At 57.5% G+C, this 24,748-nt stretch carries 14 protein-coding genes; 12 read left to right on the top strand and 2 right to left on the bottom strand.

Annotated elements, in window-relative coordinates:
- The first annotated feature begins 242 nt into the window (after positions 1–242).
- Complete coding sequence (gene typA / locus WC392_08885; protein ID MFA5242471.1) at positions 243–2,057, top strand: translational GTPase TypA; 1,815 nt, start codon at positions 243–245, stop codon at positions 2,055–2,057.
- Between the two features lie 265 nt (positions 2,058–2,322).
- Complete coding sequence (locus WC392_08880) at positions 2,323–4,185, top strand: hypothetical protein (GenBank protein MFA5242470.1); 1,863 nt, start codon at positions 2,323–2,325, stop codon at positions 4,183–4,185.
- A gap of 34 nt (positions 4,186–4,219) precedes the next feature.
- On the opposite strand, the gene moaA is transcribed toward WC392_08880, so the two are convergent.
- Together moaA and WC392_08870 are read right to left on the bottom strand one after the other, a co-directional pair.
- Positions 4,220–5,206, bottom strand: coding sequence for a GTP 3',8-cyclase MoaA (moaA, locus tag WC392_08875; protein ID MFA5242469.1), 987 nt, complete (start codon positions 5,204–5,206; stop codon positions 4,220–4,222).
- 56 nt (positions 5,207–5,262) lie between these two features.
- Positions 5,263–6,738: a leucyl aminopeptidase family protein gene (locus tag WC392_08870; protein ID MFA5242468.1), complete on the bottom strand. Its 1,476-nt coding sequence runs from the start codon at positions 6,736–6,738 to the stop codon at positions 5,263–5,265.
- 104 nt (positions 6,739–6,842) lie between these two features.
- Between WC392_08870 and aceE the strand changes: the two genes are divergently transcribed.
- From aceE to WC392_08820, 10 genes are all read left to right on the top strand, one after another.
- Positions 6,843–9,497, top strand: coding sequence for a pyruvate dehydrogenase (acetyl-transferring), homodimeric type (gene aceE / locus WC392_08865; GenBank protein ID MFA5242467.1), 2,655 nt, complete (start codon positions 6,843–6,845; stop codon positions 9,495–9,497).
- Between the two features lie 111 nt (positions 9,498–9,608).
- Positions 9,609–10,922 (top strand): dihydrolipoyllysine-residue acetyltransferase, encoded by a 1,314-nt coding sequence (aceF, locus tag WC392_08860; GenBank protein MFA5242466.1) that lies wholly within the window; start codon positions 9,609–9,611, stop codon positions 10,920–10,922.
- Positions 10,923–11,019: 97 nt separating this feature from the next.
- The gene (locus WC392_08855; protein ID MFA5242465.1) at positions 11,020–12,645 is read left to right on the top strand and encodes a methyl-accepting chemotaxis protein; all 1,626 of its coding nucleotides are present in this window, start codon (positions 11,020–11,022) and stop codon (positions 12,643–12,645) included.
- 39 nt (positions 12,646–12,684) lie between these two features.
- On the top strand, positions 12,685–14,400 hold the full coding sequence (gene lpdA, locus WC392_08850) for a dihydrolipoyl dehydrogenase (protein MFA5242464.1): 1,716 nt from the start codon (positions 12,685–12,687) through the stop codon (positions 14,398–14,400).
- 102 nt (positions 14,401–14,502) lie between these two features.
- Entirely contained in the window at positions 14,503–16,434 is a 1,932-nt protein-coding gene (locus WC392_08845) for a type IV pili methyl-accepting chemotaxis transducer N-terminal domain-containing protein (GenBank protein MFA5242463.1), read from the top strand.
- On the top strand, positions 16,431–17,156 hold the full coding sequence (locus tag WC392_08840; protein ID MFA5242462.1) for a response regulator transcription factor: 726 nt from the start codon (positions 16,431–16,433) through the stop codon (positions 17,154–17,156). The genes WC392_08845 and WC392_08840 overlap by 4 nt, the downstream gene beginning before the upstream one ends.
- Positions 17,157–17,346: 190 nt before the next feature.
- Complete coding sequence (locus WC392_08835; protein ID MFA5242461.1) at positions 17,347–18,609, top strand: nitrate/nitrite transporter; 1,263 nt, start codon at positions 17,347–17,349, stop codon at positions 18,607–18,609.
- 199 nt (positions 18,610–18,808) lie between these two features.
- Entirely contained in the window at positions 18,809–20,428 is a 1,620-nt protein-coding gene (locus WC392_08830) for a hypothetical protein (GenBank protein ID MFA5242460.1), read from the top strand.
- A 66-nt stretch (positions 20,429–20,494) separates the two neighbouring features.
- Positions 20,495–20,701, top strand: coding sequence for a hypothetical protein (locus WC392_08825; GenBank protein MFA5242459.1), 207 nt, complete (start codon positions 20,495–20,497; stop codon positions 20,699–20,701).
- A 166-nt stretch (positions 20,702–20,867) separates the two neighbouring features.
- A complete protein-coding gene (locus WC392_08820; protein ID MFA5242458.1) occupies positions 20,868–24,623 on the top strand; it encodes a nitrate reductase subunit alpha in 3,756 nt (1,251 codons plus the stop codon).
- The last annotated feature ends 125 nt before the right edge of the window (positions 24,624–24,748 follow it).

The following is a 24,748-nucleotide window of genomic DNA, read 5'->3' as shown; positions in this document are numbered from 1 at the left end:
ACGGCGAGACTTGCCGGAAATTCCGGGGGAACATCTGCATAACACCGCGCGGCGCAAAAACATCGTCGCTAACCGGGGTGCAATCACATTTTCAGAAATGTCTGAAAAAGAAGGGGCCAGAGATCGATGAACTCAATGGACGGAATCTACCCGACCAAGCCGCCGCATTATACGGGGATTTTAGAAAATTACCAGATGGTTATGCTAAAATGCCTCACTTTTTACCGCACCGGAAATTTTTCATGTCACGCGCCCTTCGTAATATCGCTATTATCGCCCACGTTGACCACGGCAAAACCACGCTGGTGGACAAACTCTTGCAGCAGGCAGGCACGTTTGCCGCCCACCAACACGTGGTTGAACGAGTGATGGACAGCAACGATCTGGAAAAAGAGCGTGGCATCACCATTCTGGCCAAAAACACCTCCATCGAGTTTGAAGGACACCACATCAATATCGTGGACACCCCCGGCCATGCCGACTTCGGCGGAGAGGTGGAGCGCGTACTGTCGATGGTGGACGGCGTGCTGCTGCTGGTCGACGCAGTGGAAGGCCCGATGCCGCAAACCCGTTTCGTGACCAAGAAAGCCCTGGCGCTTGGCCTCAAGCCCATCGTGGTGATCAACAAGATTGACCGTCCTGGCTCACGGCCGGACTGGGTGGTAAACCAGACCTTCGACCTGTTTGACAAACTCGGCGCAACCGAAGAGCAACTGGATTTTCCGGTGGTCTACGCCTCGGCCCTGAACGGCTTTGCCTCGCTGGATTACAACACGCCTAGCGACAACATGCGCGTGTTGTTCGAAGCGGTTCTCAAACATGTTCCCGCTCCTGATGGCAATCCCGACCTGCCGCTGCAACTGCAAATTTCCGCCCTTGATTATTCCAGCTACGTGGGTCGTATCGGAATTGGCCGTATCGCCCGTGGCAGGCTGAAGCCCGGTCAGGAAGTCATGGTGCTGCGCGGCCCGGAAGACAAGGGTGTGCGCGCAAAAGTGAATCAGGTACTGGGTTTCAGCGGCCTGGCCCGGGTACAGCTGGATGAGGCTCAGGCGGGTGATATCGTGGTGATCAATGGCGTCGATGAAATCGGCATCGGTGTCACCCTGACTGCGATCGATGCGCCTGAAGCCTTGCCGATGCTGACCGTGGATGAGCCCACTCTGACCATGAATTTCCAGGTCAACAACTCTCCTCTCGCCGGTCAGGAAGGCAAATTCGTGACCAGCCGCCAGATTCGCGAGCGCCTGAACAAGGAGCTGCTCACCAACGTGGCCCTGCGTGTCGACGAGACTGGCGATGCAGACGTGTTCGTGGTCGCCGGACGGGGCGAGTTGCACCTGACCATTCTGCTGGAGACCATGCGGCGCGAAGGTTACGAGCTATCGGTATCGCGTCCGCGCGTGCTGCTCAAGGACATTAATGGCGAGAAATGCGAGCCTTTCGAAATGCTGACCGCCGATGTGGAAGATGCCAACCAGGGTGCGGTGATGGAAGAACTGGGCCGCCGCCGTGGCGACTTGCAGGACATGCTGCCTGACGGCCAGGGCCGGGTGCGCCTGGATTACCGCATCCCGGCACGCGGCCTGATCGGCTTCCAGTCTGAATTCATGACCCTGACGCGCGGTACCGGTGTGATGAGCCACGTTTTTGACGAATACGCGCCGATGAAGGCAGACATTCCTGCGCGCCACAATGGCGTATTGATTTCGCAGGACAACGGCGACGCGGTGGCTTATGCCCTGTGGAAGCTGGAAGATCGCGGCCGCATGTTCGTTTCGCCAGGCGACAAGCTCTATGAAGGCATGATTATCGGCATTCACAGTCGCGACAACGATTTGGTGGTGAACCCGATCAAGGGCAAGCAACTCACCAACGTACGCTCTTCCGGTACTGACGAAGCGGTGCGCCTGACCCCGCCGGTCCAGCTGACGCTGGAATCCGCGGTTGAATTCATCGCCGACGATGAACTGGTTGAGCTGACCCCCAAGTCCATTCGCCTGCGCAAGCGCTTCCTTACTGAAAACGAACGCAAGCGGAACGCGCGCGGCCTGTGAGTTTCAGAGCAGGCTTATGCGCCGCAGGCGCGTTAGCCGGAACTAAAACGAACGCAAGCGGAACGCGCGCGGCCTGTGAGTTTCAGAGCAGGCTTATGCGCCGCAGGCGCGTTAGCCTTGGCTGGAACGAAGCAATGCCCATTTCCCGAAGCTATATTGCATAAGCCGTTTGCATTAAATGGCTTGATGGGAAAGTGTGGATTGTTATAAACTCGGCGGCTGGTGCGGGTTTCGTGCCATTCCCTTGTTTTTAAAGGTTGGGCAGATGAGCGGGCAGGTAGACCATTTGAAAGCGTCGCTGATTCTGGCTGGATTCATTTCCTGCGCCGCTCCACTTTCGTCTTCTGCCATGCTGCTTGGCGAAGCAAGCCTGCATACCTTTCTGGGCCAACCCCTGCGCGTTACCATTCCACTTAAGGCCGGTTCCGATGAAGAGCTGGACAGCCGGTGTTTCTCCCTTGCACGCCCCAAGGGGCAGGGCGAACACGCTTCCTACCTGACCCAGGCAAATCTGGAACTGGTTGACGCGAACGGACGGCTTGAGCTGAAAATCCACTCAACCCAGGTAATCAATGAGCCGGTTCTGCATTTGCTGGTGCAGGGAAGTTGCGGCCAGGGTCACCTGAGCCGGGAATATACCCTGCTGCTCGACCCGGTTGACTATGCGCAGAGCCATTTTCCCGCGGTAAAGCCAGCTACAGCATCACCCGGGACGCGAGTTTCGAATACGCAGGATCAGCAAGTCTGGGCTGTGCGCCACGGTGAAACGCTGCACTCCATTGCCGGCAGCCTGTATCCACGGCAGAAGCGAAAGCAGCGCGATCTGCTGCGGGCCATACGTGAAGCCAATCCCGAGCTGCTTGGGGTGCCTGTTGATGAGCCATTGCCAGAAGGTGGCGTGATTCGGGTTCCGGCACTGCGTCCGCTTGCATCCGCGCCAGCACCTTCAGCAGACGCGGCCAGCAAGCCGCGCCGTGTTCGTGCCCCGGCTAAAAAAACGGCTGAATTTATTGGCGCACAATCGCAAGCGCATCCGCCCGCCATGCAAGAGGGTGGTTTCCGCCTCAAGCTTTCCACCTCTGATCTTGATTTGTCCGCCATTGGGAAAATAACTGAAGAGCAGCGGCAGCAACTGCGCGAAAAACAATTGCTGCTGGATGCCGATGACCTGGTGGCCAATGCGCTGAGCATGAAAAATCGCATCATGCAGCTTGAAGAGCAGCTTCAAAACATGCAGCAAGAACTGGAGAAAACCAACAGCCGCTTGTCTTTGACCGAAAAGCTGGCCACACCTCCAGTGCAGAACGTGGTTTCGACCAGCGCCAGCACGAATGCCAGCCCGGAGAGCTGGTGGGAAAATACCTCTTTGCGCGGAATGGCAGGGGTGGGGCTGATTGTGGCGTTTATTGTTTCCGGCTGGTGGCGCTGGCGCAGACGCCAGGCCGAAGCGTGGCTGGATGCTGAATTGGGGCAGGAGTTTGCCCCCAGCGAGATGCCTCAATATGTAAAGGCAGCACCATCGCGGCCCGATGAGCATCGGGCAGGTAAGATCAAACCATCGGCAACTGAGCTGGAAGAAGATTTTCTCTTAAACCCCACCAGTATTTTCGAAAAGGAAGATGAGTCGGTCACGTTCACCGAAGCCGAGTCGGTGCTGGATGAGGCGGATCTTTACCTGGCCTATGGCTGGGCCAATCGCGCCATTGAGTCGCTGCAGGAATATCTGGACAAACATCCGGACGATGTTCACTTGTGGAAAAAACTTTTTGAGATTTACAGTTCCCAGGGCATGAAGCCGGAATTCGAACAGCTTGCGCTGCGCTGCCAGTCGGCCATGGATGACAGCAGCTTGTGGGTGCTGGTGCAAAAGCTGGGCAGGCAGCTCGATGCGGACAACCCGCTGTATTTTGCAAGTCACGAAGAAAGCGAAATTACTGCGCCAGAAATGGCGGCTGAGGCTCCAGCAGTGCAGGAAGAAGAAGCCAGGCTGGATGCGCCGCTCGATTTCGTTCTGGAGCCGGAACAAGCCAAACAGCCCGAGGATGGCGAAGTGTCAAATCATCTGGAGTTCGACCCGCTGTTTCCCGAACTATCCAAAAGTGGAAACAACGACAAAACAAGCGGCTGAATTGCCAAGCACTCCCGCCCCGTGCGGCGGTAAATCAACCACCTGTGGATGACATGAAGCGCACGATCTTGTGCGGCTCCTCGCGGAATTCGTGGCGCTCGGGCTTGAGGGAGATTGCCAGGCGAATTGCGTCTTCCAGGCCCTGATCGGAAATCCCGCCACGTAGCAGGGGCCTGAATTCAAATTTTTCATCCTGACCCAGGCAGGTATAGAGCGTCCCGTCAACCGACAGCCGAACGCGGTTGCAGGTTTCGCAGAAATGCTGGGAAATCGGGGTGATGAAGCCGACACTGAATTTGCCGTCGGCAGACTTCAGGTAACGTGCGGGGCCGCCGCCGGGTATCACGCCCTCGAGCAAGCCGAATCGTTCCTGCAGGCGCTGTTTGACTGGTTGCAGGTCGAGAAACCGAGCCTCGCGGCCAGTGTTGCCGATCGGCATGGCTTCGATGAAGCGCAGGATGAAGCTGTGTTTGATGCAGAAGGCCACCATGTCATCGATCTCGTCCTCGTTGACCCCCTGTAGCGCCACCATGTTGATTTTGATCGGAGCCAGACCGGCTGCCTTGGCCGCCATCAGGCCGGCCAGGATTTTATCCAGGCAATCGCGGCCGGTAATTTTTTCAATTCGTTCGCGTTTAAGAGAGTCAAGGCTGACGTTGATGCGAGACACGCCGCTGTCGCGTAGCGCGCGGGCATATTTGTCGAGGTGGGTGGCATTGGTGCTGAGCGACAGGTCTTCGATGCCGGGCAGCGCTGAAAGGCGCCCGGCAAGTCCTGTCAGATCGCGCCGCAGCAGGGGCTCGCCGCCGGTGAGGCGCAGACGCTTCACCCCCAGACGGGCAAAGGCTGCGATCAGGCGTTCGATTTCGTCAAACGTCAGCCAGTTTTCCGGCTCCTCATAGCCCTTGAAATCCTCCGGCATGCAATATGCACAGCGCAGATCGCACCGGTCCGTTACGGACAGGCGCAGATATTCAATCGGTCGCTGGAAATTATCAGTGAGAAGCGTGTGGTCGGTCATGGCGCTGCAGCCAGAAATATTAAGGTTGAATCGACTATAACGCAGCGCACCGGCAATTACAATTTGCCGGAATGACTAGCCAAAAAGGCTATTCCCCAGCCAACGCCGAAGCCGGTGACATCCGACCCTATCGCACCCAGCCCGCCCTTGCAGTTGCTGGCGGAGAGGTCCATGTGCAGCCATGGGGTGTCGTTTTCGATAAAGCGCAGCAGGAAGCGCGCCGCCAGGATGTGGTCGGCATCGCCTTCCATGGTGCATTGCTTGATGTCGGCAATCTGGCTGTCGAGATCCGCTTCATAATCGGCATCCAGGGGAAAGGCGTTGACCCGTTCGCCCGAGGTCTGGCCTGCCCTCTGGGCGCTATCGAGCAGCTTCTCCCGGTTGCTGAAAATCCCCGAGTAGCGCGCCCCCAGCGCGGTGGCCATGCTGCCGGTGAGGGTGGCGAAGTCGAGCATGAAATCCGGTTTTTCGCGTGATGCCAGGGTCAGTGTGTCGGCCAGCACCATGCGCCCTTCGGCATCGGTGTGGATAATTTCGATCGTTGTGCCGTTGAGCGCCGTCACCACATCATTCTGTTTGTAGGCCTTGGGACTGATATGGTTCTGCGCGATGGCGAGCCAGACATCCAGGTTGACCGGCAGATTGGCCTTGCTCGCCGCCAGCAGAATGCCCAGCGCCACCGCGGAGCCGTTCATGTCTTCGTGCATGCCGTGCATATAGCGCGCCGGCTTGAGGTTATGGCCGCCGGTATCGAAACAGATGCCTTTTCCAACCAGAGCGACCGTCTGTTTTGCATCGGGGTGGCGGTGGGAAAGATGTACGATGGCGGCGTCTTCTTCCTCGCTGCCCTGAGCGACCGCGACGAAGGCGCCGGCACCCATTTTGCGCAGTTTTTTCAGGTCAAATTCTTCGCATTTCCATTTTTCTTCCCTGGCCAGCTTGCGGATGCGTTCACGGTAAAGGCCCGGAGTGAGCTCGTTGGCTGGCAGCATGGTGAGTTCGCGGCTGAGAATATTCCCGGCGGCCTGCGCCCGTTGCACTTGATAAGCGTTGCCGGAGCGGTGGCCGTAGACAACGATTTTCTGCAGCGGCTTGCGTTCATCCTTCTTTTTGCGCACGGGAAGCTGGGCGCTGTTGGCCAGGGCGCAATAGACTGCGCATTCCGCAGCCAGATGGCGCTGTTTGGCTGTGCCGCTGACGGCGATAGTGATGGACTGGGGTTGCTCGCTCATGAGTGACTGGATGGCCTTGCGCATGGCCGTGTGTCGTTCAAAGGCGGTCTGCTGCGTGTCGAATGTCAGCCATGTGACCAGTGCGCCTTGATCGAGATCGCTGCTGAGCGGGGATTTTTTCAGGTCTTCCAGCTTTACGCCGCGCCTTTCCATGCGCGCCTGCAGGGTGTCGAGCAGGGGCAGGTCCTTGAGCAGGGCAAATTTCTTTACCGCAGGCAGAATTATCAGCACATGATCGTTGCCGCAAATTTCCTCTGCTTTTAGGTCGGATTGTTTTTCAATTATTTTTGCTTGATTCATGGAGTGGTTTCCCGGACAGTGGCGTGTATTCTTGCCTTGACCAAAGAGGGCAAGATAAGGAATCATAACAGGTTTGAAAAAATGTCTACTCAGGAGCGATCATAATGGCAGCAATCCCCGACATGGACCCTCAGGAAACGCAGGAATGGCTGGATGCCCTGGATGCGGTTCTCGAGCTGGAAGGTGTGGAGCGAGCTCATTTTCTGCTGGAGCAGATGATCGACAAGGCGCGCCGGAGCGGCGCGAATCTGCCCTATTCGGCCCGCACGGCTTACCTCAATACCATTCCGGTGCCGCAGGAAGAGCGTTTTCCCGGTGATCTTGCCCTGGAGCGCCGCATCCGCGCCCTGATACGCTGGAACGCCATTGCCACGGTGATGCAGGCGAACAAGAAAAGCCCCGGTGTCGGTGGCCATATCGCCAGTTTCGCCTCCGCGGCGACCCTGTATGACGTGGGCTTCAACCACTTCTTTCACGCCCCGGACGACAAGCACGGCGGCGACCTGCTGTATATCCAGGGCCATTCATCGCCCGGCATCTATGCTCGTGCTTACCTTGAGGGGCGCCTGAGCGATGAGCAGATGAAAAATTTCCGCCAGGAAGTGGATGGCGGTGGCCTGCCTTCCTATCCGCATCCCTGGCTGATGCCGGATTTCTGGCAGTTCCCCACCGTATCCATGGGCCTGGGGCCGCTGACGGCGATTTATCAGGCGCGCTTCATGAAGTATCTCAACGACCGCGGCATGGTCAATACCGAGAACCGCAAGGTGTGGGCTTTCCTCGGCGACGGCGAGACCGATGAACCGGAATCCCTGGGCGCGATTTCCCTTGCCGGGCGCGAGAAGCTCGACAACCTGATTTTTGTGGTGAACTGTAATCTCCAGCGTCTGGATGGCCCGGTGCGCGGCAACGGCAAGATCATCCAGGAACTTGAGGGTGTGTTCCGCGGCGCGGGCTGGAACGTCATCAAGGTAGTGTGGGGACGTCACTGGGATGCCCTGCTGGCGAAGGATACCAAGGGCTTGCTGCTCAAGCGCATGGAAGAATGCGTGGACGGCGATTACCAGAACTACAAGGCCAAGGATGGCGCCTACGTGCGCCAGCACTTCTTTGGCAAATATCCGGAGCTGCTGGAAATGGTTGCCAACATGTCCGATGACGACATCTGGCGCCTCAATCGCGGCGGCCATGATCCGTTCAAGGTCTATTCTGCCTACGCGGCGGCGACCAGGCACACCGGTCAGCCAACGGTGATTCTGGCCAAGACCGTGAAGGGTTATGGGATGGGCACGTCAGGCGAAGGCCAGAACATCACTCATCAGGCGAAGAAGATGTCGGATGCGTCGCTGAAGGAATTCCGTGATCGCTTCAATATCCCTATCGCCGACGATCAGCTTTCCAGCGTGCCATTCTATCGCCCGGCGGAAGACAGCCCGGAAATGCAATATCTCAAGGAACGTCGCAAGTCCCTGGGCGGCTACCTGCCGGCGCGGCGCATGAAAGCCGAGGCTTTGCCTGTGCCTTCGCTCAAGGACTTCGATGCCATCCTCAGCGGCACCGGCGAACGCGAGATTTCCACCACCATGGCTTTCGTGCGCATTCTGGCGACGCTGGTGAAGGACAAGGTGATTGGCAAGCATGTGGTGCCCATCGTGCCAGACGAGGCGCGCACCTTCGGCATGGAAGGGATGTTCCGCCAGCTCGGCATCTATTCCTCGCAAGGCCAGTTGTACGAGCCGCAGGACGCCGACCAGGTGATGTATTACCGCGAAGCCAAGACCGGCCAGATTCTGGAAGAGGGCATCAACGAGGCGGGCGCCTTCGCTTCCTGGGTGGCGGCGGCGACCAGCTACAGCAATCACGGCGTGGCGATGATTCCGTTCTATATCTATTACTCTATGTTCGGCTTCCAGCGCATCGGCGACCTCGCCTGGCTGGCTGGCGATGCGCGTGCGCGCGGCTTCCTGCTGGGCGGCACTGCCGGGCGCACCACGCTCAACGGCGAGGGCCTGCAGCACGAGGATGGCCACAGCCACCTGCAGGCGGCCATGATCCCCAACTGCATCAGCTACGACCCGGCCTACGCCTACGAGCTGGCGGTAATCGTCCAGGACGGCCTGCGCCGCATGTACCAGGAGCAGGAGGATGTGTATTACTACCTCACGGTGATGAACGAAAACTACGTTCACCCGCCCATGCCCAAGGGCGTGGAGGAGGGCATCATCAAGGGCATGTACCTGCTGAAGAAAGCCGGCAAGAAGAAGCTCAAGGTGCGCCTGATGGGCTCGGGCACCATTCTGCGCGAAGTGGAAGCGGCTGCGGAACTGCTGGAAAACGATTTTGGCGTGTCCGCCGAGGTGTGGAGCGTCACCAGCTTCAACGAACTGCGCCGCGAGGGTCTGGATGCCGTGCGCTGGAACAGGATGCACCCGGAAAAACCGCAGCGCGAAAGCTATGTCGCGAAATGCCTCAAGGGTGGACTGGCGCCGGTGATTGCTTCCACCGACTACATGAAGGCCTACGCCGGCCAGATCCGCGAATTCGTGCCGGCAAACTTTGTGACGCTGGGTACGGATGGCTTCGGACGCAGCGACAGCCGCGAGAAACTGCGCGGCTTCTTCGAGGTGGATCGTTATTATGTCGTCATCGCTGCCCTTAAGGCACTGGCTGATGAAGGCACTTTGCCCGCCGCCAGGGTGAGTGAGGCGATAAAAAAATACGGTATCGATCCGGACAAGCCCAACCCGGTGACGGTGTAGCCGGTAAAATTCGTAGGTTGGGTTAGGCGCAACGCGCCGCAACCCAACGATCCCGGTTTGTTGGGTTACGCCCCTTGGGCTAACCCAACCTACGATTCAGGAGAAATAATAGTGTCAAACATCAAGGAAGTGCGCGTCCCGGATATCGGTAATTTTCCCGAAGTGGACGTGATCGAGATTCTGGTCAAGGCCGGCGACGTGGTCAAGGCGGAGGATTCCCTGGTCACGCTGGAGAGCGACAAGGCTACCATGGACATTCCAGCGCCATTTGCCGGCAAGGTGACGGCGATTCGTCTCAAGGCAGGTGAAAAGGCGGCTGAAGGTACGCTGATTCTGACTATGGAGGTGAATGAGGCCGCAGTGAGCCAGCCTGCTGCCCCCGCGCCTGCTGCAGCGGATTCGCAGCCCGTGGCGGAAGCGAAAACGGCCCCAACTCCCCCAGCTACTCAACCTTCCCCGGCCCCCCAACCCCCCCCCGCCCCCCTTGTCAGGGGGGAGGCCGTGGCGGGGAGTAGTGGCAAGGTTCACGCCAGCCCGTCGGTACGCGCATTTGCTCGCGAGCTTGGCGTCGATCTTGCCCATGTCAATGGATCGGGTGCGAAGCGGCGTATTCTCAGGGAAGACGTGCAGGCCTTCGTCAAGGCCGAACTGGCCAGGCCGCGCGGCGCAGCTGCCAGCGGGCTGAGCCTGGGGCTTGCAGCCATGCCTGCGGTGGACTTCACCAGGTTCGGTGCGGTCGAGATCAAGCCTTTATCCAAGATCAAGAAAATTTCCGGTGCCAACCTGCACCGCAACTGGGTAACCGCACCTCACGTCACGCAGTTCGAGGAAGTGGATATCACCGATCTGGAAACCTTTCGCAAGAGCATGCTGGACGAGGCAGGCAAGCAGGGTGTCAAGCTGACCCTGATGCCGTTCCTGATGAAGGCAGTGGCGGCTGGCCTGAAAACCTACCCGGAATTCAACGCCTCCCTTGCGGTAGATGGAGAAAGCCTGGTGCTGAAGCAATATTTCCACATCGGCTTTGCCGCCGACACACCAGATGGTCTGGTGGTCCCGGTGATCCGTGATGTCGATCAGAAGGGGGTGCTGGAGATTGCCCGTGAACTCGGCACGCTGTCTGCCAAGGCGCGCGAGAAAAAGATTTCTCCGGCTGAAATGCAGGGTGGCAGCATGAGTATTTCCAGCCTGGGCGGTATCGGAGGCACTTATTTCACGCCTATCATCAATCTGCCCGAAGTGGCGATTCTGGGCGTTTCCCGTTCAACCATGAAGCCTGTCTGGAACGGCAAGGAATTTGTGCCGCGCCTCATGCTGCCCCTGTCGCTTTCCTACGATCATCGCGTGATTGACGGTGCGCTGGGCGCGCGTTTAACCTCTTATCTGTCAGGCGTGCTGGGCGACGTCCGGCGTTTGCTGCTTTAAATTCAACTCACTACCAGGGAGATATCCGCATTTCAATCGGCAGCTTAATAATAAATTTTTGTAACTTATACAAATAATAATTCAAGGAGATTCATGCATGTTTTCCAGCCTGATGATTAAAACGCGCCTGACGCTTCTCGTCACGCTTCTTTTTGTATTGTTGATAGCTGTTGGAGTACTTGGCCTGAACGGAATGAACGGCTCCAATCAAGGCCTGAAAACAGTCTATGAGGACCGTACGGTTCCCCTGGTGGACCTGGGCAAGATCATTGACAAGATCAACCTTATGCGACTGAATGCCCTGTCTGCGTCCAATGCCGGCAATCAGGATGTGGTGACGGGTGCCATCAGCGAGGTAAAGCAGTTGGACAGGGAAATCGGGGAACTCTGGTCCAAATACATGGCAACCACGCTTACGCCAGAAGAAAAGAAATTGGCGGATGCATTCGGACAGCAGTTGAAGTCCTACCAGGAATCACGTGATGTCACGATGAATGCCGCCGCAGCTGGAAATTTCGAAAACGCCAGGGATAATGCCAAAAAAGATGCGGGTCCCAAATACAAGTCCGCGCATGACACCATGTTCCACCTGATTGAACTCCAGGGGACGGTGGCAAAGGAAGAGTTCGAAAAAGCAGAGTCCAATTACAACTTCATTCGCAATATAGCCATTATTTCCATCATTGGCGGTCTAATCCTGGGCCTGGGTATGGCTATCTGGATAATCCGCTCCATCACTGTGCCTCTAGGCGTGATGCGTGCCACCATTGCCACGATTGAACGCGACAAGGATTTCACGCACCGCGTGGAGGTCGATAGTCAGGATGAAGTGGGGCAAACGGCAAAATCCTTCAATCATCTGATTGCAACGGTTCGTGAAACCTTGCACTCCGTGTTGGAGAATGTGTCGCAGGTCTCCGATTCGGTAGGCGGTCTCGCGGCAAGTTCCAGCCAGGTGGCAACCAGTTCCGCGCATCAAAGCGAAGCTGCCTCGGCCATGGCGGCATCCGTGGAGCAAATGACGGTGAGCATCAATCATGTTGCCGACAGCGCCAAGGATGCCCTGGCAATTTCGCGCAAATCGGGCGAGCTGTCAGCCCAGGGCGGTGAGGTGATTCACCGTACGGTAGACGAGATGAACCAGATTGCGGGTGCCGTGCGCCAGGCTTCTGCCGCCATTGATAGTCTGGACCAGAAATCCAACCAGATTACTTCAGTGGTCCAGGTGATCAAGGAAGTGGCCGACCAGACCAATCTGCTGGCGCTTAACGCGGCCATCGAGGCGGCGCGTGCCGGTGAGCAGGGGCGAGGTTTTGCCGTGGTGGCCGACGAAGTCAGGAAGCTGGCCGAACGTACCACCAAGGCAACCGAGGAAATTGCCGCCATGGTCAACTCCATGCAGGAGGGCGCGCGCTCCGCAGTATCCACCATGGACGATGCAGTGGAGCGGGTTGGCAGCGGGGCGGCTCTGGCACAGCAGGCTGGCGAGGCGATCAACCAGATCAAATCGGGTGCCGACCAGGTGGTCAACGTGGTCAACGATATCTCCGCAGCGCTGGCGGAACAGAGCGTTGCCAGCAATGACATCGCCGGCCATGTCGAACGCGTGGCGCAGATGACCGAAGAGAACAGCGCAGCCGCGGGTGAAACCGCAAACTCGGCAGGACACCTGCAACATCTGTCGGACGAGATGCGGAGCGCGGTACGCAGATTCAAAATTTAATCACTATCGAAAGCGGGCGAACAGGCCGCGGGTGGGACTATGAGCAAGATCATCGAAATAACCGTGCCGGATATTGGCGACTTCAACAACGTGCCGGTAATCGAGGTGCTGGTCAAACCGGGCGACAAGATCGAAAAAGATACCTCGCTGGTCACCCTTGAAAGCGAAAAATCGACGATGGAAATTCCATCCAGCCATGCCGGCACGGTGAAGTCGATCAAGCTGAAAGTGGGCGACAAGGTGGCCATGGGCAGCGAAATCCTGACGCTGGAAGCGGAGGAGACGGCTTTCGTGGCGGCTCCAGCCGAGACGCCAGTGCCGGGCAGTGCGGTGGCTGCGGATGGTGGCCAGCAAATTCATGCCGATGTGGTGGTGCTGGGGGCGGGGCCCGGCGGTTACACCGCGGCTTTCCGCGCCGCAGACCTGGGCAAGAAAGTGATTTTGATCGAGCGCCATGCTTCTCTGGGTGGTGTCTGTCTCAATGTCGGCTGCATCCCGTCCAAGGCGCTGCTGCATGTGGCCAAGGTAATTGCCGATGCCGAGGATGCGGGTGCCCATGGGGTGAAATTCGCCAAGCCCCAGGTCGATATCGACCAGGTGCGCAGCTGGAAGGAAAGCGTGGTGGGCCGTCTGACCGGCGGCCTGTCCCAGCTGGCGAAACAGCGCAATGTTCAGGTTATTCGCGGTCGCGGGCAGTTCATCGCCCCCCACCATTTCAGGGTGGAAACAGCCGAAGGCGAAATAGATGTTTCCTTCGACAACGCCATTATTGCCGCCGGTTCTCAGGTGGTGAACATCCCGCTGTTCCCGGAAGATCCTCGCATCATGGATTCGACCGGCGCCCTTGCCCTGGCTGATGTGCCCAGGCGCATGCTGGTGATCGGCGGTGGCATTATCGGGCTGGAAATGGCGACGGTCTATCACGCCCTTGGGTCAAAAATCACGGTGGTGGAACTGGGTGAGCAGCTCATCCCGGGCTGCGACAAGGATATTGTCAGGCCGCTGCACAAGAAGATCGAAAAACAGTACGAAGCCATTCTCCTCAAGACCAGGGTCGTGGCCCTGGAAGCCAAAAAGGAAGGCATTCTTGCCACTTTCGAGGGCGATGATGCACCCGCACCCCAGTTGTTTGACCGCGTTCTGGTCGCGGTTGGACGCCGCCCGAATGGCAAACTGATCGGTGCCGGACATGCCGGAGTAGCCGTCAACGAACAGGGTTTCATCCCGGTGGACAAGCAGCAGCGCACCAATGTGCCGCACATCTTCGCCATCGGCGATGTTGTCGGCCAGCCCATGCTGGCTCACAAGGCGGTGCATGAAGGCAAGGTGGCGGCAGAGGTCATTGCCGGGCACAAGGCGGCTTTCGATGCGCGCACCATTCCCTCGGTGGCTTACACCGATCCCGAAGTGGCCTGGATGGGCTTGACGGAAACCGAAGCCAAGGCAAAAGGCATCGATTATGAAAAGGCCAGTTTCCCCTGGGCCGCCAGCGGACGCGCGCTGGCGATTGGCGCCGACTATGGCGCCACCAAGCTGCTGCTGGACAGGGAAACCAGACGTATCATCGGCGCCGCCATCGTCGGCCCGAATGCCGGGGAGCTCATCGCCGAGGCGGTGCTGGCGCTGGAAATGGGGGCCGATGCCCAGGATATTGGCCTGACCATTCATCCCCATCCCACCTTGTCGGAAACGCTGTGCTTTGCCGCGGAAATGGCGGAGGGCACGATTACCGACCTTTATATCAAGCGCAAATAATCCCAGATTATCCGTTGAAGATTTGACATGAAGAAAATCAATTTAATGGATTATCTGGGATATATTTAGCTACATGGGTAATCTGGCTGGCCGGGAGCGTCAATGATCAAACCCTTCCACACCCTGAGTTCGAAACTGGTGAGCATCCTGCTCGCCTTTTTTTGCGTCGCGCTCACGGCTATCGGCCTGACTCTCTACGTTTCCTGGCAACTCGAAGGCGGCGCCGCGGCGATCAATGATGCCGGCAGCGAGCGCATGCGTTCCTATCGGCTGGCCTATCTGCTGGCCTACAACATTCATTTCGAGCTGGATCAGCTGAGCATGGAAGGCGAGATGCAGCGGGAAATGCTCTCTTTCGAAAAAACGCTTAATGACCTGGAGCAGGGCGACCCTACCCGCCCCTTGCTGTTGCCCAAGGATGAGGGCGTGAGACGCCTGATGGCGAGGATTAGAATGGAATGGCAGAGCCATATCCGGCCCTTGCTGGAGGGCGTTTTGACCAGCCGCGACACCGGGGAGCGCCGGCGTCTGCTGAGTGAAAGCCGGCCCGCAATGGAGAATTTTGTCGGCCTGGTCAATGGCCTGGTGCTGAGTGTCGAGCGTGATAATGCCTATAAAACCAGCCTGCTGCGCTCCATTCAGCTGGGATTGGTTGCCCTGGCCATGCTGGGCACGGTGATCCTGATTTTCCTCATGTATCTGCTGATTATCCGCCCTTCCACCAAGCTGCAGGAGGGCATACAGCGCATGGCGGGCGGGGATTTCGGCGTACGGGTCCCGGTGGAAAGCCGGGATGAGTTTGGTGCTCTGGCACTGGGCTTCAATCAGATGGCGGACCATCTGGAGGAGCTCTACACCACCCTGGAGCAGCGGGTGGAGGTAAAAACTCACAGCCTGGAGGAAAAAAATCAGGAGCTGGCCCTGCTCTATGAAATCACTGCTTTCCTGAATGAGCCGGCGGCAGTGGAAGAGATTTGCCGCCGTTTCATCCGCCGCCTGATGACCCAGTTTGGCGCGCAGGGCGGCGCGGTAAGGCTGGCGGACACCGAGTCGCAGAAAATCCATTTGGTGGCGGCCGAGGGCTTGAGCGAGGTTTTCATTAAAAAGGAATCCTGCATCAACATGGGCGAATGCCTGTGCGGTGGAGCTGCGAGCACGCAGACCCCCACTTTTTTCGATCTGCATCAGCCGACCGGGTTGAAACTGATGTATAACTGCCGCGACGAGGGGTATCGAACGGTATCGGTTTTCACCATACAGGTAAAAAAACGCCTGATTGGCATTTTTAATCTGTATTTCCACAAGGCCCGCGGTTTTTCACCGATGGAAGTGCATTTGCTGGAAGCTGTCGGCCAGCACCTCGGTGCGGCTATCGAGGGGCAGCGCCTGGTATCGCGCGAAAAGGAAATGGCGATTTCCGAGGAGCGCAACCTGCTGGCGCAGGAACTGCACGATAGTATCGCTCAGGGACTGGCCTTCCTGAATATTCAAGTCCAGATGCTGGAGGACTCCTTCCACAAGGGAAATGACAGTGAAGTGCTGGAAGGCTTGTCAAATATTCGCGAGGGTGTGCAGGAAAGCTATGACGATGTGCGTGAACTGCTGGTGCATTTTCGCACCCGGGTTCATCAGTCCGATCTGGAGGGCGCCATTCGCGGTACGCTGCAAAAATTCGAGGGCCAGACCGGCATCAGGACGACCTTTAATATCAGTGGCACCGGCGCGCCGCTTGACCCCAGCAATGAGACCCAGATGCTGCATATCGTCCAGGAGGCGCTGTCCAATGTCAGAAAGCACGCTGCTGCCAGTGCCGTATCAGTGGAAATCTCGCGCCACGGTGACTGTGTTATCTCGGTGCGGGATAATGGCCGTGGCTTCAACCCCGAGCTCCAGCCCGGTGATTCCCATGTCGGCATCAGCATTATGAAGGAACGGGCTCACCGCATTGGCGGAGGGCTCGAAATTCTGTCCATGCCGGGCGCGGGCACGGAGATCAGATTGACCCTGAGCAAATCGTACAAGGAAGCCGCATGAACCCGATCAGAGTGCTCATCGTTGACGACCATACTCTGTTCCGCAGCGGCATCCGCCTGCTGTTGCAACGGCAGAAGGGATTTGAGGTGGTGGGAGAGGCGGGTGACGGTCTTGAGGGCGTGAAGCGTGCCAAATCGCTCAAGCCGGATGTGGTGCTGCTGGACCTGCACATGCCCGGCATCAGCGGAAGGGAAGCGGTGCGTCTGATTGCCGAGGATACGCCGGAAACACGGGTAGTGATGCTGACCGTGTCGGAAGATGCAGAGGATCTGGTCGATTGCCTGCGTGCTGGCGCGGCGGGCTATCTACTCAAGAATATCGAAACCGACTATCTTGTGAATGCCATCATGGGCGCAGCTCGCGGCGAGTCCATTATTTCTCCGCTGATGACCGGAAAGCTGGTGCAGGGATTGCGCACCCAGCCCAGGGCAGAAGTTTCGCCGCCCGCATCGGATTCGCAAGCGGCAACGCCCCACTTGCAGCCGTCTCCGTCGCTTGCAGTGGAAACCGAGCGAGAAAAACTTACCCCGCGTGAAACGGAAATCATCACCCTGCTCGCCAGGGGCGCCAGCAACAAGGAAATGGCGCGGGTGCTGAGCGTGGCCGAGAGCACGGTGAAAATTCATGTCCAGAGCATTCTCAAGAAGCTTAATCTTACCAGCCGGGTACAGGCTGCGGTATATGCCGTGGAACATGGCCTGGCGCGGCGCGAAGATTCATAACGCTTCATCCCTTCCCGGGGCATAGGCCGAAGTGACTAGTCATTCCGGTGGGTATGGGCTGTTGCGTTGCTTGCTTCTCCTCCTTTTGCACCTTTCAAACTGTTCTTTTGACGAATAGGCCTCACGCCTGCATCGGCCTATTCTTGCAACGTGACAAAGGGCTTTTTTCGTCAATATTGGGGAGGGGAACATGGCTACGCAGGAGTACAAAGCTTGGTCCGTGGTGACTGCCAGCACGATAGCATTTACCGTCTGCTTCATGATCTGGATGATGTTTGCGGTGATCGGCATCCCGATCAAGAAAATGCTGGATCTCAATGAAACCCAGTTTGGTATCCTGATAGCCACCCCGGTGCTGACCGGTTCCCTGATCCGCCTGCCCCTGGGCATGTGGACTGATAGATTCGGCGGGCGCATCGTGTTTTTTATCCTGATGCTTTCCACCGTGATCCCGATTTACATGATTTCCCAGGCCACCGAGTTCTGGCATTTTCTCGTTACCGGCCTGTTCGTGGGTGTGGCGGGCGGTTCGTTTACCGTGGGGATTTCCTACTGCGCACGCTGGTTTCCCAAGAACCGCCAAGGCCTGGCCATGGGTATTTTCGGCGCCGGCAACACCGGCGCGGCAGTGACCAAGCTGGTGGCCCCAAGTATTGTCGTGGCATACGGCTGGGCGATGGTGCCGCAGGTCTACGCGGTCCTGATGCTGGTGACTGCGATCCTGTTCTGGTTCTTCTCCTTCACCGAGCCGTCGCACAAGGTGGGCAAGAGTGTGACGGTGGCGGAGCAGCTGGCGACACTGAAGGACCCCAAGGTGTGGCGCTACAGTCAGTATTACTCCATTGTATTCGGCGGCTATGTGGCCCTCGCGTTGTGGATGACCAAGTACTACGTGTCCGAGTATGGCTTTGATCTCAAGACCGCGGCGCTGATGGCAGCCGCGTTCAGTATTCCCGGCGGCGTGCTGCGCGCCATTGGCGGTCATTTCTCCGACAAGTACGGCGCGCATTCCATCACCTGGTGGGTATTGTGGGTGTCGCTGGCCTGCCTGTTCGTCCTGTCCTACCCGCAGACTGAATTCACCATCCATACCGTGACCGGCCCCTCCACCTATCACCTGGGCCTCGGTCCTATCGGGTTCACCGTCATCATGTTCACCCTTGGCATTGCTTTCGCAATCGGCAAGGCGTCGGTGTTCAAGTACATCTCCGACGACTATCCCAAGAACATCGGCGTGATCTCCGGTGTGGTCGGGCTGGCAGGGGGGCTTGGCGGCTTCCTGATGCCTATCATGTTCGGCGCGCTGGTGGATCTGACTGGTATCCGCTCTTCCGCATTCATGCTGATGTTCGGCGTGGTGTGGGTTTCGTTGATGTGGATGTACTGGACCGAAGTGAAGCCGCTTGATGCCAAGCGTCATCGCAAGATGAAAGAGATGGATACGCTTGAGTGAGTCAGGGTGTGTTTTTGGGTGGATGTATCACTTTTTGATGTAGAACCGTAGAAAAAAGGGAAACTTAATTATGTCAAGATTACCAAGGTGGGAGCCAGAAGATCCGCAGTTCTGGAAAGAGACGGGTAGCGCGATTGCCTGGCGCACATGCGCCTTGACAACGTTTTCACTGTTGTTTTCATTCGCTACATGGTTTGTCATGAGCGCGGTGGTAGTCCGGATGCCTGCCATCGGCTTCAATTTCACCACCATGCAGTACTTCTGGCTCGCGGCGATCCCGGGGCTCGCATCGGGTATCCTGCGCCTGATTCATTCCAACTTCATTCCCTTGTTCGGAACCAGGCCTGTAGTCAGTATCGCGACAATCATCAAGGTCCTTCCGATGATCTGGCTGGGTTTTGCGATTCAGGATCCCACGACATCATGGGAAACCTTCATGATCATCGGCTTCCTCACCGGCATGGGCGGCGGTGACTTTTCCTCCTTCATGCCTTCCACCAGTATCTTTTTCCCGAAACGTCTGCAGGGGCTCGCAATGGGCATCCAGGCCGGCATCGGCAATTTCGGGGTGAGCGTGGTGCAGTTCGTGACGCCCTGGATTATCGGCTTTGCCGCTCTCGGCGCCATGGCTGACGGACCGCAGGTGTTTACCAAGGGCGATGTGGTTAAGGGCGCCATAACGATTGTGCGGGAGAATCCTCAGGATAAGACCAGCGCAGTCAAGGATGTGGTGATCAACAAGGCCAATAAGCCAGAACTGGCTGCTCTGGCCGCTGCGATCGTGGTTACCAGAGGCCCAGACGGTGCTCTCAAGGACGTGACCCTTCAGGAAACCGATACGGTCAAGGCCATCAAGCAGGAAGTCAAAAAGGACGAGGCAGGGAAGATCGTTGAAGTGGTGCCGACCAAGGGCGTTAAAGTGGATGTCACGAGAAACCCCGAGGGCGTCATTACCGACGTGACGGTCAAGAATGTGATCAAAAAAGCCATGTGGGTGCAGAACGGGCCGCTGGTTTATGTTCCTTTCCTCATACTCTCCTTCGTCCTGTGCGCAATTTTCCTGAAAAGCGTCGATCTTCCCACGCGTGGTTTCAAGGGGCAGTTCGAGATCCTGAGCAGCAAGAACCGGGCACGCACGCATACCTGGAATTGCACGATGACCTATATCGCATCGTTCGGATCATTCTCCGGTTTTGCGGCTGCCTTCCCGATCATGATCAAGACCATCTATGGCGGATTTGACGGTGCGCCGGATCCTTTGGCTTACGCCTTCCTCGGCCCGCTGATCGGCGGTGCTGTGCGTGCGCTCTCCGGCGGTATCTTTGACAAGATTGGCGGCAGCAAGGGTATGCACTGGTGCCTGATTGGGCAGATCGCAGGTTGCATGGCGCTGGTATTCGGAGGCTTCCTCACGCCGACTAGCGTCGAGCAGTTCCAGGGCTTCCTCTGGATCATGCTCTTCATCTTCCTGATGACGGGCATCAACAATGCGGCAACTTTCCGTCAGTATCCGATCGTGTTTGCCTACTCGCCGTCTAAAGGTGCGCAGATGCTGGGTTGGACAGGCGCCTGGGCAGCTTTCGGCCCATTCCTCTGGAACATGCTCATTGGCGCATCGACCACGGCGAGCGGCAATGCCAAGCTGTTCTTTATCGGTGTGGCCGTGTTCTATGCCTACGCGCTCGTTGTTAACTGGTGGTATTACACCCGCAAGGGCGCCGAGCGTTTCGACTATGGCAACACCGGCGGCACCTGGTGGGACAAGCTTTCCGATGGCCAGAAGCAGGAAATGAAGCGTATCGACCTGAGTCACGCATGATGAAGTAGGGCAAATGAGGGAGGTCCATGCGGACTTCCCTCCCTGAATTGAGGTGAAAGCTTTTTTGTGAACAACCCTGACATCATTATTAATGTGATTGGCATTGCTTACGGACTGGTGCTGATTCTGACCACCTTTGTCCGCAACAGGATCACGGAGGCAATGCGGGTGGATGCCTTGTTCCTGAAGCAGGCCAGTGAGCAAACCCGGCCACTGAATTTGATCTTCGGGATTCTGGTTGCGGGCTATGGCATCTATTCGTTAATCGGATAAGGGGCGGCTCCTGAAACAGGCCAAAGCACTTTTTGAAAATTGCGGGTGCTGTGGTGTTGCAGAGAGCCCAAATACGTGATGTGCCGGCAAGGATTGAGAACCTGGGGATTGCAGCCAGGAATCCGGGCCGGAAAGTTTAAATTTTACTGAAGGAGTAGAAAAAACCATGAGTCACTTTCTCGATCGTCTTAAGTTTTTCGAAAAAAACAAGGAGAACTTCTCCAACGACCACGGCGTTGTCACCAATGAAGATCGCCAGTGGGAAGATGCCTACCGCCATCGCTGGGCGCACGACAAGGTGGTTCGCTCCACTCATGGCGTGAACTGTACCGGCGGCTGTTCGTGGAAGATTTTTGTCAAAAACGGCCTGGTTGCGTTCGAAATGCAGCAAACCGACTATCCGCGTACCCGTGAAGATCTGCCGGACCATGAGCCGCGCGGTTGCCAGCGTGGCGCATCTTTCTCGTGGTATCTGTACAGCCCGCAGCGGATCAAATATCCGCTGATCCGTGGCCGTCTGCTTGATTTGTACCGCGCCGAGCGCAAGGGCGGCAAGGATCCGGTCGAAGCATGGGCAGCGATTCAGGCTGATGAAAAGAAGCGCAAGCAATACACTGCCGTGCGCGGCCTGGGCGGTTTTGTACGCGCCAACTGGGAAGAAGTGAAAGAAATCATTGCAGCCGCCAACGTCCACACCATCAAGAAATATGGACCTGACCGCATTTTCGGTTTTTCACCGATTCCTGCCATGTCGCAGATTTCCTATGCTTCCGGTGCGCGCTATCTGTCGCTCATCGGTGGTGCCTGCGGTTCCTTCTATGACTGGTATTGCGATCTGCCAGCCGCTTCCCCCCAGACCTGGGGTGAGCAGACCGACGTGCCGGAATCGGCCGACTGGTTCAACTCTACCTACATCATTGTCTGCGGCTCCAGCCTGCCGACCACGCGTACGCCGGATGCCCACTTTGTCTCCGAGGTGCGTTACAAGGGTGCCAAGGTCATTTCGATGGCGCCAGACTACGCTGAATTCTGCAAGGCATCCGACCTGTGGATGCCGGTCAATCCAGGCTCCGATACGGCCGCCTTCCTGGCAATGGGCCACGTGGCACTGAGAGAGTTCTATATCGACAAGCAGGATCCTTATTTCTCGGAATATGCCCGCAAGTACACCGATTTGCCGATTCAGGTGATGTTGCGCAAGCATGGCGATGGATATGTTTCTGATCGCTGCCTGCGTGCTTCCGACCTGGATGGCGCATTGGGCGAGACCAACAATCCGGACTGGAAAACGATCGTTTATGACGAGAAGAGCAAATCCTTCGTTGCGCCGAACGGCTCGATCGGCTTCCGCTGGGGCGAAGAGGGCAAGTGGAATCTGCTGCCCAAGAACGCTGCCAGCCAGCAGGAAATTCTGGCCGAACTGTCTTGCATCGACAGCAAGGATGAGGTGGTTTCGGTCGGCTTCCCGCATTTCGAGCCGGGTGAAGGCGATCTGCTGTACCGCAATGTGCCGGTACGCAAGCTGAAAATGGCGAACGGTGAAGAGGCTCTGGTGACATCCGTGTTCGACATGCAGGTTGCCCAGTACGGTATCGACCGTGGCCTGGGCGGCGGCAACGTCACCAAGGATTACAAGGATGCATCCGTTGCCTACACCCCTGCCTGGGCGGAGAAAGTCACCGGCGTCAAGGCGGCCGACATCGAACGCACCGGACGCGAATTTGCTTACAACGCATCCAAAACCCACGGCAAATCCATGGTGATCATGGGCGCCGCAATCAACCACTGGTACCACAACGACATGATGTACCGCGGCGTGATGAACCTGCTGCACATCTGCGGTTGCGTGGGTCAATCCGGCGGTGGCTGGGCGCACTATGTGGGCCAGGAAAAACTGCGTCCGCAGGCAGGCTGGGCACCGATTGCCTTTGCGCTTGACTGGCAGCGTCCTCCACGTCACATGAACTCCACTTCCTACTGGTATTTCCACACCGACCAGTGGCGTTATGAGACGCTGCGCGGCGACGATCTCACCTCGCCAGCCGGCAAGGGCAAATACAAGGGCTATTCGCTGGCCGACTACAACGTGGCCGCAGTACGCATGGGCTGGTTGCCGTCCGCACCGCACTGGAACACCAACCCGCTCGACCTGGCTTCCGAAGCTGAAAAAGCCGGCGCGACCGACGAGGCCAGCATTGCCAAGCACGTGGTTAACAAGCTCAAGGATGGTTCGCTGGATGTGGCGTTTGCCGATCCGGACAACCCGGTCAACTGGCCGCGCAACCTGTTCGTCTGGCGCGCCAACCTGATCGGTACCTCCGCCAAGGGACACGAGTATTTCCTCAAGCACCTGCTTGGCGCGCAGAATGGCGTGTTGCAGGAATCCGGCGACGGCAAGGAGAACAAGCTGGTCAAGTGGCACGAAGAAGCGCCTATTGGCAAGCTGGATCTGATGGTCGATATCAACTTCCGTCTGAACTCCACCGGCGCCTATTCCGACATCATCCTGCCGACCGCCACCTGGTACGAGAAGAACGATCTCAATACCACCGACATGCACCCCTTCATGCACCCGCTGTCCGAGGCCGTGTCACCGGGCTGGCAGTCCATGTCCGACTGGCAGATCTTCAAGAATATCGCCAAGACCTTCTCGACCCTGGCCGAGAAGCACCTCGGTACGCGCAAGGACATCATCGCCTTGCCGATGCAGCATGATTCGGCATTTGAACTGGCGCAGCCTTTCGGCGAAGTCAAGGACTGGAAGAAGGGCGAATGCGACCCGATTCCGGGCAAGACTATGCCGCTTATTAAGGTGGTCGAGCGCAATTATGGCGATATCTACAAGAAATACATCGCCATCGGTCCTCTGATGGTCAAGCTGGGCAACAACGTCAAGGGTATCGACTGGAACACCGAGATGGAATATGACCAACTGAGGGAGATGAATGGCGCGGTTAAAGTGCCGGGTGTTTCCTTCGGCATGCCTTCTCTCGAAGAAGATATTTTCGTGTGCGATTCAGTGATGCGCATGGCGCCGGAAACCTGCGGCGAAGTGGCCCACAAATCCTGGAGCGCGCTCTCCAAGAAGACCGGTATCGACCATCATCACCTGTATTCCGCACGTCACGAGGACAAGATCACGTTCCGCGATATCCAGGTGCAGCCGCGCAAGATCATTACCGCACCGACCTGGTCCGGGATTGAATCCGAAACAGTTTCTTACACCTCGGGCTATACCAATATCCATGAGCACATCCCGTTCCGCACCTTGACCGGCCGTGCTCACTTCTATCAGGACCACGAGTGGATGCTGGACTTCGGCGAGGGTTTCTGCGTGCATAAACCACCGCAAGACATGAAGTCTTTCGGCAATCTTTCGCCGAAGATCATGGAAGGCAAGCACGTCAAGCTGAAGTGGATTACACCGCACTCCAAGTGGGGCATTCACTCCAGTTACCAGGACAACCTGCGCATGCTGACCCTGTTCCGCGGCGGCCCGTACGTGTGGATTTCCGAGATTGATGCCAAGGCGGCAGGTATCGAGGACAACGACTGGGTGGAAGCGATTAATGCCAACGGCGCAACCATGGCGCGTGCAGTTGTCTCGCAGCGCGTGTCGCGCGGCATGGCGATGATGTATCACGCACAGGAGAAGATCGTGAACGTGCCCGGTTCGAATACCACCGGCAAGCGTGGCGGTATTCTCAATTCGGTGACCCGCGTCGTTATCAAGCCGACCAATATGGTTGGCGGATACGTGCAACTGGCCTACAGCTTCAACTACTACGGCACGGTGGGTTGCAACCGCGATACCGAGGTGATCATGCGTAAAGTTGCCGACAAGGATATCGACTGGCTCGAGCGTCCGCTGACCCCGGAACGTGAAGCACAGTTGAACCCGCCCGGTATCGGCAAGCGCTAAGGCGGTGAGGCGTTAGGGGTGAGGAGTGAGGGGTAAACCCTCGCCTTACCCCTCGAGATGAGAAATAGAAAGGAAACGGGTGAAGTGGTGGATGGGGTGTTACGCCTCACTCCTCACTCCTCACC

Source organism: Sulfuricella sp. (assembly GCA_041651995.1).
GTDB lineage: Bacteria > Pseudomonadota > Gammaproteobacteria > Burkholderiales > Sulfuricellaceae > Sulfurimicrobium.
Note: the sequence above shows the minus strand (reverse complement) of the source record. Positions and strands in the feature narration are given on the sequence as shown.

Excerpts from the sequence above, each read along its gene's own strand:
- WC392_08845 (MFA5242463.1), top strand. The coding sequence starts at position 14,503 with ATGATCAAACCCTTCCACACCCTGAGTTCGAAACTGGTGAGCATCCTG.
- WC392_08840 (MFA5242462.1), top strand. The coding sequence starts at position 16,431 with ATGAACCCGATCAGAGTGCTCATCGTTGACGACCATACTCTGTTCCGC.
- WC392_08870 (MFA5242468.1), bottom strand. The coding sequence starts at position 6,738 with ATGAATCAAGCAAAAATAATTGAAAAACAATCCGACCTAAAAGCAGAG.
- WC392_08830 (MFA5242460.1), top strand. The coding sequence starts at position 18,809 with ATGAGCGCGGTGGTAGTCCGGATGCCTGCCATCGGCTTCAATTTCACC.
- aceE (MFA5242467.1), top strand. The coding sequence starts at position 6,843 with ATGGCAGCAATCCCCGACATGGACCCTCAGGAAACGCAGGAATGGCTG.
- lpdA (MFA5242464.1), top strand. The coding sequence starts at position 12,685 with ATGAGCAAGATCATCGAAATAACCGTGCCGGATATTGGCGACTTCAAC.
- WC392_08820 (MFA5242458.1), top strand. The coding sequence starts at position 20,868 with ATGAGTCACTTTCTCGATCGTCTTAAGTTTTTCGAAAAAAACAAGGAG.
- WC392_08880 (MFA5242470.1), top strand. The coding sequence starts at position 2,323 with ATGAGCGGGCAGGTAGACCATTTGAAAGCGTCGCTGATTCTGGCTGGA.
- typA (MFA5242471.1), top strand. The coding sequence starts at position 243 with ATGTCACGCGCCCTTCGTAATATCGCTATTATCGCCCACGTTGACCAC.
- moaA (MFA5242469.1), bottom strand. The coding sequence starts at position 5,206 with ATGACCGACCACACGCTTCTCACTGATAATTTCCAGCGACCGATTGAA.
- WC392_08835 (MFA5242461.1), top strand. The coding sequence starts at position 17,347 with ATGGCTACGCAGGAGTACAAAGCTTGGTCCGTGGTGACTGCCAGCACG.
- WC392_08855 (MFA5242465.1), top strand. The coding sequence starts at position 11,020 with ATGTTTTCCAGCCTGATGATTAAAACGCGCCTGACGCTTCTCGTCACG.